Source organism: Floridaenema evergladense BLCC-F167, from assembly GCF_041929205.2.
Taxonomy (GTDB): domain Bacteria; phylum Cyanobacteriota; class Cyanobacteriia; order Cyanobacteriales; family Aerosakkonemataceae; genus Floridanema; species Floridanema evergladense.
In genome coordinates this window covers 1792762-1806214 of record NZ_CM171625.1, presented here as the reverse complement: position 1 = coordinate 1806214, position 13453 = coordinate 1792762, and the positions used below count along the sequence as shown (strand labels likewise).

Sequence of the window (13453 nt, the reverse complement as noted above, 5' to 3'; positions counted from 1 at the left end):
AAAGTAAAAATATAAGTTTTGTCACTTAATGTATTTTCTAATACATGAATTTACTGAAGTAACATAATTAACTATGAAGGAAGTAAAGTCAATGCAGGAGTCTAGCGTTTTGTGGAGGCGCTTGGTTGAACAGACTGAATATGCTCTCAAGTGCGGTGCATTGCAAAGTATTCCTACTCATTATGAGTTTGTGGAACAGGGTGGTGTTCGGTTTTTGGTGCGGATTTTAGCTAATTTGGTACGGAAAGATGCGGCTAAATCTTCTGGGAAAACTGATAAAAACTTTAATCCTTTTTTACCTTATGAGAAGGATTTGTTTGTGATGGATATTTCCGAGACTCATGTATGCTTGCTCAATAAGTTTAATGTGGTGGAGCATCATTTGTTAATAGTTACTCGTGCTTTTGCCGAACAGGAAATTTGGTTAGATTTGGCAGATTTTCAGGCGATGTGGTTAGCTTTGGCAGAAATTGATGGTTTGGCTTTTTATAATTCTGGAAGTTTAGCGGGAGCTAGTCAACGACACAAGCATTTGCAGTTAGTTCCTTTGCCATTGACTGATGATGGAGAGGAGATTCCGATCGCACCTCTACTAAAAACCGCTAAATTTGAGGATGGCATCGGAAAGAGTCCTGATTTACCTTTTGTTCATGCTATAGCTAAATTCGATCGCAGTTGGATCGATTCCCCTGATTTAGCAGCAGAAATGACTTTAAAATGTTATTTGAATTTGCAGAAAGCGGTGGGTTTGTTAGATGATGTGGAAAATATTGGCGATCGCCCGAACGGTGCTTATAATTTATTAGCAACTAGAAAATGGATGATGGTTGTACCGCGATCGCAAGAAGTTTTTCAAGGCATTTCTGTTAATTCTTTAGGTTTTGCTGGCGCTTTATTAGTGCGAAATCAAGAACAAAAACAATTACTTTTAGAAACTGGCCCTTTAAATATTTTAACCGCAGTTGCTAGGAAAATAGGGTGAGATCCCCGACTTCTTCAACAAGTCGGGGATCTGTGAAGCTTTTACACAGGTTGAATGTTTAACTCTGCTTGCCATTGAGAAAGAGGTTTATCCCATCCTTCTTCCCACTTTTGAGCAAATAAAGGTTTGGCGGTTTTTCCCATTTGCCATCCTTGGGCGATCGCTTCCAATAATTGAGGTAATTGTTCGGGATCGAGCAGCGTACTGGACATTAAACTGTTTGCTACTAACATGGTTGCTAGAGGATAGGGAAATTGGGACAAATGAAAAGCTTGTAAACCGATTTCACCAATTACTGATGTATCAAATCCAGTGATAATATGCCAGATATCATGGGTTTGACTTAGCCGCAGTTCCACATATTTAGCATCAGTTTCCGCAGTCATTCCGGCATGAAGGTTAGGATCGAATCCCGTTTCTTTTATTGTTGCGGCGTAGATGTAGCCTAAAGAATTTTCAGGATAGGTGAGTAATTTGTCGAGATCGTGAGGTGCGGGAATGTAGCGATCGCGAATCAACGCCGCACAAGCTCGATCGCGTTTTAAATATTCCGCTGCTAGATGGAATGCTGGTGTTTCCACTAATGCGTCACTCATTTCACCGACTGCTTCCAAACTAGATTCGCCCGTCAGCATGGAAAAAAATGACTTGAAAATTACCAGCATTTGAAAATGATTTTTTTGTTGAATTTCTGCATCAACTAGTTGATTGGCTTTAAAATTCATCAGTTGCATGATCGAAATCTCCAAATAACTAAAAAGGAACAATGGCATGAATACAATCGAAGTTACAAATTACCGATTTACCAGAGCAAATCGTTTAAAAGTCCATAAACACCAACAAAATCAATCTTGCTAAGCGCACTCAGGTAGCGGATCTCTTCGTGAATGCGTTGCACACCCGACGAAAAAACCAGTTTGAATGGTGCGATCGCTAAAACGATCCAGGGAGATAACTTGAAGCGCAGAAATCGAAAACCGATATAACTGCATTGAATCAGGTAGCAAGAACTCATGATTAACTCCTGTCTCAATTCGAGGTAAAATATGAGCATCACTCATCTTTCTCTAAGATATGAGCAACCCTCATGTTTTGTCAAGGGGAAATCTGAGAATTGCTCATGTATTTAGCGAGGGTTAGTAAATTCAATGGCTATCAATTCCTCAAAACCGTCTGGAATGAGAAGACAACCGCGACAGGCGAGGAGTCAGGAACGGGTGAACCAGATTTTAGATGTAGCGGAAGAAATGTTTATTACGCAGGGTTACAATGCGACGACAACGAACGCGATCGCCAGTCATGCCAAAGTCCCGATTGGATCGCTGTACCAGTTTTTCCCTGACAAAGCGGCAATTCTCCAAGCATTAGCTGTGCGCTACACGGAAGAACTCCATCAATGCTTGACAAATTTAGACCTTAGTGGGGATGAAACGGGAACGCTGCCTTTAGTTACCTTTGTAGATCGGATTATTGACACGACAGCGCAATTTTTTACCGCTCGTCCTGGCTATCACGCCATTTTCATGGAAGTGCAGGGGACAATGCCGGAACTGGATCTGATTGAAGATGCTGCTGATGCTCGACTGATTCAGGATTTAGCAACTTCTCTAAAACAATATTCTTTAGAGTTGGACTCTGAAGGTTATGAGGTAATCGCCTTTGTGGTGGTGAAAGCGATCGGCAATTTTTTGTGGTTATCTCTCAGTCAAGAAGAAAACTTTCGGCAACGTTTAGTCGCAGAAACGAAAAAATTAACCTTAAGCTATCTGCAAAATTATCTACCTTCCGCAACTCATTCCACCGTCACAGAATCAAACTAATTTAAATTTGTAGCGCCATGTCAAAAGGTAAAATTTATTGCTTCCGCGCCGAATGGAAAAGTTCCAAAAACTTCGATCGACAAAAGCTTCCCGATTGGTTGTGTATAGATGCGGATTGGCAAGGGTTTAAAATTTCCACAATTCCAGAGGTAGCAGATGTTGCAGAAATTTTGGGAATTTTGCAAATCAATGATAGTGCCGATCGATGGATCTCTCACTTAGAAAGCTTGGGTTTAAAAGGTGTTACCCAAGTTTGCTGTGAGGAGATGTTTGAGGACAAAGGATACACATAAATTTGTGTAATTGACGGGGAAAGCGATCGCACTCATATTTGATTGCTCAGGGTTTGTCACCAGTAAATTTTGTGTTAACATTGAGGGATAGGTAGAGAATTTTTATACCTTCCCACTCATTTGTTTTTCACTCCATAACACATAGACGATCGCTAAAGTCATTGGCCCAAAAATCATTAAAAATGTCAGCATAATTCACTCAACTGATTGCTAGTTTTTTGTTGGAGTGGCTTAGTTTCAGTCTAGCTTTACTAAGCCTTATCTAGCTGTATGCTAGAAAACATTCGACTGAAGATTTAGGTGTATATCAACAAGAGCATTTTTAACATAAATTTTAGAATTCAGAGCGATAAAAAAGGGTTCTGTGCAGAGTCGAACTGCTTTCGGCAAATTGTCGAAACCGTTGCAGACCCAGTAATTATTATCCATTATTTACAAAATTTAGGTAGTGAGGAAGACCCTAAAATTTAGTAGGGTTCTTACACCTTTGATTTCTCAATATAGTAAATAGGGAAAAATGTGGAGACTTCTACTATTATTCTTCGGTTCTCACCATAAACAATAATTCTTAGCTGAGACATTATAAAAATGTAAATCAACACGCTAAACAAACAACAGCTAAGGAAAACAAGGAGAAGTAGTCATGGCTATTATTAGATGGAGTCCTTTCATTGAAGTTGAAGCTATCCACCGTCAATTAGATAAAATAATCGACGACTTTGCTGGACTTACACCAACAGAAAACGCTATTTGGAAGCCAGGAGTTGAATTGCAAGACAACGGCGATAACTTAACACTAAAAGCTGAAATTCCAGGAGTAGAAGCCAAAGATTTAGACATCAGCGTTTTGCGGGATGCAGTTGTAATTCGTGGCGAACATCGCTACGAAAATAAAGCCGAAAACAAAGGTTACTTCCGTTCTGAATTCCGCTATGGCAAATTTGAAAGAGTAGTTAGTTTGCCTGTAGCTGTACAAAATGATAAAGTTGAAGCTAACTTCGCCAACGGTATTCTTACCCTGACTTTACCAAAGGTAGAAGAAGCAAAAAACCGTGTATTTAAAGTCAATTTAGCTGGTAACGAAGATACAACCAACACTGAAACAAATACTGATGAAACTAAGTAATAAATTGTTTCCGTTTGGTACATCATTAGCTGAATAAGTAATCAGTATCACCTCTGGGTAACAGGGGTGATATTTTTTTTGAACCGCGAAGACGCGAAGACGCGAAGAGAAGAGAAAGAAGATATGAGGAGGTTGGACTTATATCTTTTGGTACTGCGTCCGGTAGCATGAACTGTTGCGCCTGCTGTTCCGAGTGCTAAAGCAATACCACGACCTCCACCCCGACTAGCTCCCGTGACTACTTAATGTTGACATAGGTAATGGTTGGTTAGCGATCGCTCTTTTTACCATCCTCATTTTACGATCGCTGGAAAATTTCCCCAAATTCGATTAATCAATTAAATTTTCTGGCAAACTTAGATCTGGTTGACATAATTCCTGGTTGGTAAAACCAAAAATCAGTTAATTATTTGGGGGTAAAAAGAAAACTTTGGGTATAGAACTACGCAGTTACGTATATTTAGATCGATTGCAACCACAGCACGCCGCATACATTGGAACAGTGGCGCTGGGATTTTTACCATTACCAGGAGACGCATCATTGTGGATTGAAATTTCACCCGGAATCGAAATTAATCGGATTACTGATGTTGCCTTAAAATCCGCTTCAGTACGTCCGGGAGTACAAGTAGTAGAACGACTTTATGGACTTTTAGAAATTCATTCTAGCAAACAAGGGGAAACCAAAGCAGCGGGAAGAGCAATATTAGACACTTTAGGAGTACGACGGGAAGAATGTATTAAACCGCGAGTAGTTTCCAGTCAAATTATCCGCAACATTGACGCGCACCAAACACAATTAATTAACCGCACTCGACGTGGACAATTACTATTAGCAGGACAAACCCTTTATGTATTAGAAGTTGAACCCGCAGCTTATGCAGCATTAGCAGCGAATGAAGCGGAAAAATCCGCCGCAATTAATATTTTAGAAATTAATGCAGTTGGCAGTTTTGGACGCTTATATTTAGGAGGAGCAGAACAGGACATTTTAGCCGCAGCTGACGGAGCATTAACAGCAATCTCTAGTGTGATGGGTCGAGAAAATCCTAGTGCGCGGAAAGAATAAAGGAGAATTTAAGCATGGCAAATATAGAACATTTCAATTTAATTAAAGCCAACAAACTTAAATGGAGCGAATGGCGAAAAAACCACCCCAAAATTGAACCAGACCTTAGCGAAGCTTTCCTATCAGGATTGAACTTATTGGATGCTGATTTACAAGGAGTTAATCTCAATAAAGCAGACCTAAGTAATAGTTTACTGCCAGCAGTTAACCTCAGCAACGCTAATTTGAGTAGTGCTAACCTTCAGGCAGCTTTACTAGTTAAAGCCAATTTGAGTAATACAAATCTCAGTCTAGCTAATCTCAGTGCAGCTAATCTCAAAGAAGCAGAATTAATTGATGCTAATTTAATCGGTGCTAACCTGAGCAAAGCTAATCTCAAAAGTGCTGATTTAAGTAATGCTAATTTAATTGGAGCAGATTTAAGCGAAGCAAATTTAAAAGCTGCTGATTTAAGTGGTGCAAAACTAAGGAGAGCTAATCTCAGAGACGCAAATTTAAGAACTGCTAATTTAATTAGTTCTGACTTCAGTAAAGCTAACCTTTATGAAGCAGAATTAATTGATGCTTACCTCTATAAAGCTGAGTTTCACGAAGCGAATTTAAGTCAAGCTCATTTAAGCGGTGCTTACCTTTTTCGCGCCAATATGAGCTTTTGTGAACTGAGCAATGTAGATTTAAGATGGACTAATTTAAGCAAAGTTAACTTTACTGGTGCTAATTTACGAGGCGCAAATTTACGAGGTGCTAACCTTGATAAAGCAATTCTCACTGGTGCTAATCTTGAAGGTGCAATTATGCCAGATGGTTCAGTTCATCAATAGAATTTTTTTAGTTTCAAAGTTTTAAAAATTAATGAACTTTTGCTCAATTTTAGGTAAACTTTCAAGTACGAGCAGTCATGAGCAGTTGCTATGAGCAAAAAATCTCCCCGTTTCTACACTTTAATCTCTATTGGAGCCGCTTTAGCTACCATTGCTTTAAAAGCTGGCGCATATTTCCTCACAGGTTCAGTAGGATTATTATCAGATGCAGCAGAATCTTGTGTTAATTTAGTTGCCGCTTTAGTGGCATTTTGGGCAGTAAGTTATGCTGCTAAACCACCAGATGAAAAACACCCTTACGGGCATTTTAAAGCCGAATATTTTTCTAGCGGTGTGGAAGGTGCGTTAATTTTAGTTGCTGCAATTACGATCGCTGTAGCCGCCTGGGATCGTCTTTTATATCCCCAAGAATTAGAAGAAATAGGAATAGGATTAGCATTATCTTTGGTAGCATCTATTATTAATGGAATAGTTGCTATTGTGTTGTTACGTGCTGGAAAAAGCTTGCGCTCAATTACTCTCAAAGCAGATGGTCATCACTTATTAACTGATGTTTGGACTTCGGTAGGTGTAGTAATAGCTTTAATTGCTGTACCTGTGACAGGTTGGTTAATTCTCGATCCCCTAATTGCTTTCGTGGTAGCTATCAATATTGTTTGGGCAGGAATAAAGCTTTTACACGAAACTGGAGATGGAATTTTAGATACTGGATTGCCTAAAGAGGAACAACAAGTTATTAATAATATCCTAACTAAATATGATAATCAAAATATTCAGTTTCATGCTTTGCGAACTAGAGTTGCTGGGGCACGTCGGTTTGTTTCTTTTCATGTTTTAGTTCCAGGGGAATGGACTGTAAAGCAAGGTCATGCTTTGTGCGAGGAAATTGAGTTAGCTATTATTAAAGCGCTTCCGGGAACTTACGTATTTACCCATTTAGAACCTGTGGAAGATCCTACTTCTTGGAACGACCAAAATTTAGACCGGACTGTAAGTAATTAGGGGAATTAACTAGTGTGGCTTTCCGAACCAAAGTTAATAGTTTTAGGTGGGAATTTACTCATTGTTGGTTGAGCAAGTTATCAGCATAAAATAGAAGAGAAGAATTAAATTTTATATAATATTTGATAGTGAAGTGGAAAAATAAGGTATTTATATTACAAAGATTGATTGGTTTAGAAAACACTGAAATTTGGTTGTTAAAATGCAAACATTATTTACGCTTTTTAGTAAAGAACGTGGCGAACTGGAAACGGAGATTGATAAAGCAACCAGCATGAAGCAAGTGGTTCAGCTGGTACAAACCAAAATTGATAATCTGGAAAAAAATTACATTGGCGAACTGAGTGTTTCTCAGGTACGCTTGGTGAAGTTTTTTTTGGATACGCTGCGTCAGTCTATTGGTACTCTTTCGACTGCTGATGAGGCGACTTTGATTCAGCAAAATATTCAGCAAATTATCGATCGCACCAAAAAAACTTCCCCCAATAAGCTATTACTAAAAGTACTCCAAATACCGATCGGTGTCGGTATTTTCACTTCTCTATTTTCCTTAATTGATGATACCCCAGGTGTGTGGATGCCAATTTTGCTGGTAACAGTTCTTGCAGGATTGGAAGTAGCATTACAACTGGATAAAAGTGGTAAGCAAGATAATGTTGATTTAAGTCAATCTTTGGCAGCTTTACAACCAAGTATTCAGGTAGATAGCAAGTTTTTCTTGGATAATTTGGCGGATATTCTGAGTACGATCGATCGCGCAGTCGCCCAAGTTTCGGTAACAAATCAACCTGTTGGTACTGGTGGGATACAAGAAATGCCAGAAATGTTAGATTTCTTGCAAAAACTTTGGGGGGCATCATTTTTAGGTAATCCTTATATGGCATTGGAAATTAGCAAAATGGTGCCGCAAATTTTGATGGATCAAGGAATTTTGGTGCAGAATTATAAACTAAATGATCCGCAGAGTCCGCGAGAATATTTTGACTTTGAACCGAGTATCGATCGCAATTCCAAAGAATACGTCACCTTAACTCCTGCTTTGTTGAAAGGCGATAAATTACTCCGGCGAGGTAGAGTCATTGAACCAATGAACAAAGCAGCAGAAAACTAAATTTTACGGTAGGTTTTAACTGAAATGAATACACAAGTGACAGAAACGATCGGATTTGATTTAGGACATGGCGAAACAGCCTTAGCCAAGGCTAAAGTAGACAGCATCGAAACTCCAGATATGCTGGAAGTTAACAACAAAAAAATCCAAATAACTGCTATCGGTTGGCATCCAGAATTAGGCGTTTTAGTGGGAGATCAAGCCTTAATTCAAGCTGGTGTCGATCGCTTACAAATTGGCTTCAAAGAAAAACCTAACAACTCGCCTAACTATCGCAAAACCATGCGGAGTTTTGTCGAAGCTTACTACAATTTGTTGAAAGAAAGCAAACAAATTGAAGGCGGAGAAAACAGCCAATTTTACATCGGTTGTCCTTCAGGTTGGTCGCCAACTGAACGGCAAGAATACCAAACTTTACTGAAAGAATCAGGCATACCTTTAATTTCAGTTGTGCCTGAATCTCGTGCAGCTTTCATGCAAGCAAAAGAAGGCGGAAAGTTAGGATTTAATGAATTAAAATCAACAGTTTTAATCGTTGATATTGGTTCCTCAACTACCGACTTTACTCTGGTTAAAAGCTTGTATGAAATGCCCTTAGATTTCGGACAAAATACTTTAGGCGCATCCTTAATTGACAGAGCAATTTTAGCCAGAACTTTGGCGGAACATGAGGAAGGACAATTTCTAAAAGAAGTATTTGAAGAATATCCTCATCACAAATATCGCTGTGAAATTCAATGTCGCAAAGTCAAAGAAGATTACTTTTCCAACGAACAGCTATACAGCAACTCTGGCGCATTTGCCAGAGGTTTTGAATTCATCACTCCGCAAATTCACTTTATCCCCCAAGTGAATAAAGAGATTATGGCGGAAATCATCAATCAACCTTTGCCAGAATTGAATAATAAAAGTTGGGCGCAAGCTTTTCGGGAAGCGGTAATAGAAGCGAAACAAGAGTTAGCAAATCAGGGAATTATTCCGAAAGTTGTGTTAATGACTGGTGGCGCTTCACGGATGAAATTTACTCGCGATATTTGCGCGGAAATCTTCCCCGAACCTGACACAAATGTTCGCCCAGATCCTGAACCTGAAAGATGTATTGCGCTGGGTTTATCTCGTGTGGGAAGATGGGATTTACGCGCCGCTGGATTTAAAGAAGAACTCAACAAATTATGTGAGTCTCCAACACTTAAAGAGTTGATTTCTAAACATATTCCTGATTTAATTACTTTGTTAAATCAACCTTTGGCTGATGCGTTAATTGAAAATGCAGTTAAACCAGTTTTAAAAGATTGGCAAAGTAACAAAATTCGTACTTTGGCAGATGTGCAAACGGAAATGGAAAAACGGGCGGAACAGTGGTTAAAAAGCGATCGCGCCCAGCAAATCATAAATGCTCAATGTGTCACTTGGTTTAATCGCAAAATTCAACCCGACTTAGCCACAGAAACCGACCCCATTTGTCAAAGATATCAAATCTCTAAAAGCAGCTTACGTTTTGAAGAAGGAATCGATCCAGCGATAGTTAATCCAAACCTGAACTTGGGCGACGATATCTTATCAGTTGTAGTCAGCTTTATCATCAACTTAATTATTGCTGGAGGTACTGTTGGAAGTCTGCTAACCTTAATACTAACCGGACACTTTATTTTACCCATTTTGTTAGTTTATGGGGCAGCAATTTTGGGCGAAGGAGTGCGATTAAATCGGGAAAGATTGGAAGAAATTCTCAGAACAAAATTAGACATTCCTGGTTGGATTCGTTTCTTTGCCGTTGGTGAGAAAAAGATTGACCAAATGTGTAAAGAAATGAAACCCGATTTATCAGAAAACTTGCGAAAGAAAATGTTAGAAAATCAAGGTGCTTTTGATGATTTGATTAACAAAGTTGTGCAACAGTTGAAAAAAGCTTTGTATGCCAAAGCAGAAGAAGCAGTGATTTTGATTCAATAGTTTTTCAAAATGAAAGTAGAGACGTTGTATACAACGTCTCTACTTTTTTGGGTGAAGATTTATTTAGCACCATCCCACCATATTTAGTGGCGTAAGTCCTGAATCTTTGACTCACATTAGATCTGGCTTGGAAGGTGGGTTGAAGCCTCCTTACTCTGTCGCCTTTTCACCTTTTTTTCAGCAAGCCTTACTTAATCAAACAGACATGATAAAAAGTTTTACCATATAGTTGATAAATCTAAAATGAATCCTGGTAAAACTGGTTGGCAATTAATAGTAGTAGGATTGTTTAAACATTCAATTTCTGAATTAGGGCGATAAATGTAAACTTGACGGTTTTTGCGATCGATTAATAAACCAAGAGATGTACCATTATCTATATATTCTTGCAACTTATCTTTGAGAGTTTGTAAGTTGTCACTGGGGGAACGTAACTCAACGATAAAATCTGGACAAATAGGGGCAAAATTTTGCTGTTGTTCGGCGGTGAGACTTTGCCATTTTTCCAGTTTGATCGGTTCTTCCGTACTTACTGTGCTAAATTATTAGGGAAGTGCCAGAATAATAAAGCTCTTAATTCAAAATTACGGAAATTCCTAAAACCAAATCCACAACGTTTGAGCAATTTCAATTTATTATTAATACCTTCCACTATTCCGTTAGTTGTGCGATTCTCAAAATATCCGACTATCTCGGCGAACCACCGCTTGATTGTAGCGGCGCTTTTTCGATAATAATTTTGCGCTATCGCTAACCAGTCCATTAACTTTAATGTTCCCTCTCCCAAATTTTCACTTTCTTCAAATATTTGATGTAATTCTTCCTTTAATGAGTGCATTATTTCAACTAAAGGTGAAGCTCCTTTTACTTGCTCTAATTTTTCTTTTTGCTTGGGAGATAATTTATTTTCAGCTTTTAGTAATATGTATTTGCTGCCTTTTAAGCTGCCAAATAACTTAGCTCTGGCTTTAACATTTAATTCTTCTGCGGTTCTCTTTTGGTCAATTCTAGCTTGATTTAATTCTTCATGAACCATTTTTACCACATGAAATCTGTCTACTGTTACTTCTGCATTGGGGCAGATTTTGTGAATTAAGGATTTATAATTTCCGGTCATATCTATACTTACTTCTTCTATTTGTGCCAAAACTTTTTCGCCCCATTGCCGCATAACTTTCTCAATTTCTACCTGCTTTCGTGCTGGCACTAACCCGATTAACTTATGGGTTTCTAAGTCTACTAAAACTACGATAAACTTGCCTTGCCCTTTAACCAAACTAATTTCATCTATTCCTAAATATCGTAAATTGCTCAGGTCAATAGGTAGCATAGATTTAGTAAAATAAATCACCATCGACTCTACTTCTTCAGCAGTTAATCCATTGTTATTAGCGACATTTTTAATGTCACTAAGCTGTTAAGCATTTAAACAGGGATAAGAGCATTACCTTTATTTTTAAGTTTTCGCTCCCATTTAATAATTAACTGTCCTTCATTTAAAAGTTGATGTAATAAATATTCTAATTCTTCGATTGATTTAAATAGTCGATTAGCAATAAATTCTTTTGTTGAATGCCAAACTAATTCAATTAAGTTATAATCCGGGCTATATTTCGGGAGAAACTCTAAATGAATATTGGGCATTTCAGCGGCAACTTTCTGGAGATATTCTGCCTTTTTATGAAAACTAGCATTGTCGAGAATTATCACTATTTTGGCTCCTTTTTCAGCAAATTCATCGGCTTCATTGCCAGCAGCTACCCATTCACCAATCAATTCTTGATAAAACAGTTTTAGCACTTGATAAAAACTTTCTGAATTGCTTTTATCCAGAAATTCCACAAACCTTTTCTTGTCGGAATACCTCAGCCCTCCCATTACATTAATCCGACCCTTTCTTCGATCTCCTCTCACCTCTTTTCGGCTACCTTTTTTACACCAATTCTTTCTTTTTATCACGCTTAAACTAAAACCGCTTTCGTCCCAAAACCATACTTGTAAACGTTCTGGATTCTCTTTTTCTATTTTTAAATATTCGGTTATCTTCTTTTTAAATTCTTTTCTTTTTTCCGGCTCTCGCTTTCCCTCTAAGCTGTACTTCGCCCAGAGGTAAACGAACTTTTTTTGCTCTAATATTCTCCTAACTTGCGACCCACTTAATTTTATTCCTGTCGTTTCTGCTAAATATGTTGCTAACCTTTGTGCCGTCCATCTGCCAAATTCGTATCCTAATTCTTTGGGTTCTTTATCTACTGTCTCTAATAATATTTCTCTATATTTATCTGTAGCTTTTTGATGATTACCCTTCATCCTTTCATCGACTAGGCTTTCTAGATTATCTGGATCTCCATGTACGCACCAATAAGATACTTTATTTATTGAACAGCCCAGAAATTCCGCTATTTTAGCTTGAGTTTTTCCATCATTTAGCAACAGTAACATCAGAATTCTTTCTCTAATGTTTCCATTTTCTTCTTCTTTTAGGGCTTTTTGTAGCTTCTCTACTTGTTCTAAGCTCAGATGATTCTTTGCTGGCATTTCCTGACTCATTTTGCTCGGTTGACTTTTCCATTTTACCCTATTTAAATGATTAACAGCTTATGCACTACTTGTTGAGTGATAGTTTCTGCATATCTATGTGTAAAACTTTTCTTTTTTGGCACAAAATCTAAGCTTTCGCTAAAAGGTTTTTGGCAATTTTCACACTTAAATCGGCGGCGATTTACACTGAGAATTACCTCTCTATTACTCAGTGGCAAATCTTTTACTAAATACCTTTGATTTTGATGCAATCGACGACTTATTTGACCACAACGCGGACAAACAGCTGTTTTATTCTTCGATTTTACAAATAAAATTAATGTATCTTCTGTTTCTTGACTCTCTTCTACTATAACTCCTGGTAAATTTAGCAACTTAGTCAATAATCTATTCTTCATATCCTACGTCTCTTGGCACTTCTCTAATAATTTAGCACAGTAAGTACGGAAGAACCAAAATTGTTCGTCTGTCATTTCAATAGCGGGAGACATTTGCAACACCAAAGGAGTAATTTCTGACGGTGAAACTGTTGCTAGTAAATTGCTCATAAATACAAAATACTTAGGAGATTACTTCTGTAGTTTATAGCGTTTCTCGCTCCGATGAGGTACGGCTCTACGAGCTTAATTGCTTATTAATCAAGGGTTTTACTGTACCTGACTTAAGTAGGAATTGCTATAGTTTAGCTTGACTGGCGATATTACCTAAGAAGTTTCACCAGCACTTCGCGGTGTA

General features: G+C 38.1%; 13 protein-coding genes and 3 pseudogenes. 9 read left to right on the top strand and 7 right to left on the bottom strand.

Going from position 1 to position 13453, the window contains the following annotated elements:
- Window positions 1–73: 73 nt before the first annotated feature.
- Complete coding sequence (locus ACE1CA_RS08635; RefSeq protein ID WP_486517719.1) at window positions 74–982, top strand: ATP adenylyltransferase family protein; 909 nt, start codon at window positions 74–76, stop codon at window positions 980–982.
- Window positions 983–1023: 41 nt separating this feature from the next.
- Here the strand turns inward: ACE1CA_RS08635 and ACE1CA_RS08630 are convergent, their stop codons facing one another.
- Window positions 1024–1716: a Coq4 family protein gene (locus ACE1CA_RS08630; RefSeq protein WP_413279153.1), complete on the bottom strand. Its 693-nt coding sequence runs from the start codon at window positions 1714–1716 to the stop codon at window positions 1024–1026.
- Between the two features lie 68 nt (window positions 1717–1784).
- Window positions 1785–1997 (bottom strand): hypothetical protein, encoded by a 213-nt coding sequence (locus tag ACE1CA_RS08625; protein WP_413279152.1) that lies wholly within the window; start codon window positions 1995–1997, stop codon window positions 1785–1787.
- 133 nt (window positions 1998–2130) lie between these two features.
- On the opposite strand from ACE1CA_RS08625, the gene ACE1CA_RS08620 reads away from it, so the two are divergent.
- From ACE1CA_RS08620 to ACE1CA_RS08585, 8 genes are all read left to right on the top strand, one after another.
- Window positions 2131–2802, top strand: coding sequence for a TetR/AcrR family transcriptional regulator (locus tag ACE1CA_RS08620; protein ID WP_413279151.1), 672 nt, complete (start codon window positions 2131–2133; stop codon window positions 2800–2802).
- A 17-nt stretch (window positions 2803–2819) separates the two neighbouring features.
- Window positions 2820–3095 carry a hypothetical protein gene (locus tag ACE1CA_RS08615; RefSeq protein WP_413279150.1) on the top strand — a complete coding sequence of 92 codons (276 nt, stop codon included), beginning with the start codon at window positions 2820–2822 and terminating at the stop codon, window positions 3093–3095.
- Window positions 3096–3738: 643 nt separating this feature from the next.
- Window positions 3739–4221, top strand: a complete 483-nt coding sequence (locus ACE1CA_RS08610; RefSeq protein ID WP_413279149.1) for an Hsp20/alpha crystallin family protein — start codon at window positions 3739–3741, stop codon at window positions 4219–4221.
- A gap of 430 nt (window positions 4222–4651) precedes the next feature.
- A complete protein-coding gene (ccmP, locus tag ACE1CA_RS08605; protein WP_193981257.1) occupies window positions 4652–5290 on the top strand; it encodes a beta-carboxysome protein CcmP in 639 nt (212 codons plus the stop codon).
- Window positions 5291–5304: 14 nt separating this feature from the next.
- A complete protein-coding gene (locus ACE1CA_RS08600; protein ID WP_413279148.1) occupies window positions 5305–6111 on the top strand; it encodes a pentapeptide repeat-containing protein in 807 nt (268 codons plus the stop codon).
- 90 nt (window positions 6112–6201) lie between these two features.
- Entirely contained in the window at window positions 6202–7113 is a 912-nt protein-coding gene (locus tag ACE1CA_RS08595) for a cation diffusion facilitator family transporter (protein WP_413279147.1), read from the top strand.
- A 202-nt stretch (window positions 7114–7315) separates the two neighbouring features.
- Complete coding sequence (locus ACE1CA_RS08590; RefSeq protein WP_413279146.1) at window positions 7316–8224, top strand: hypothetical protein; 909 nt, start codon at window positions 7316–7318, stop codon at window positions 8222–8224.
- A gap of 24 nt (window positions 8225–8248) precedes the next feature.
- Window positions 8249–10177 carry an Hsp70 family protein gene (locus tag ACE1CA_RS08585; protein WP_413279145.1) on the top strand — a complete coding sequence of 643 codons (1929 nt, stop codon included), beginning with the start codon at window positions 8249–8251 and terminating at the stop codon, window positions 10175–10177.
- A gap of 218 nt (window positions 10178–10395) precedes the next feature.
- Here ACE1CA_RS08585 and ACE1CA_RS08580 read toward each other — a convergent pair.
- The 5 genes and pseudogenes from ACE1CA_RS08580 to ACE1CA_RS08560 form a co-directional block, all read right to left on the bottom strand.
- Window positions 10396–10692: pseudogene (locus ACE1CA_RS08580) on the bottom strand (Uma2 family endonuclease); the annotation flags it as partial.
- 14 nt (window positions 10693–10706) lie between these two features.
- Window positions 10707–11588: pseudogene (locus tag ACE1CA_RS08575) on the bottom strand (ISL3 family transposase); the annotation flags it as partial.
- A 14-nt stretch (window positions 11589–11602) separates the two neighbouring features.
- Window positions 11603–12715 carry an IS630 family transposase gene (locus ACE1CA_RS08570; protein WP_486517950.1) on the bottom strand — a complete coding sequence of 371 codons (1113 nt, stop codon included), beginning with the start codon at window positions 12713–12715 and terminating at the stop codon, window positions 11603–11605.
- A 62-nt stretch (window positions 12716–12777) separates the two neighbouring features.
- Window positions 12778–13116: pseudogene (locus ACE1CA_RS08565) on the bottom strand (transposase family protein); the annotation flags it as partial.
- A gap of 3 nt (window positions 13117–13119) precedes the next feature.
- Window positions 13120–13266: a hypothetical protein gene (locus tag ACE1CA_RS08560; RefSeq protein WP_413277575.1), complete on the bottom strand. Its 147-nt coding sequence runs from the start codon at window positions 13264–13266 to the stop codon at window positions 13120–13122.
- Between the last annotated feature and the right edge of the window lie 187 nt (window positions 13267–13453).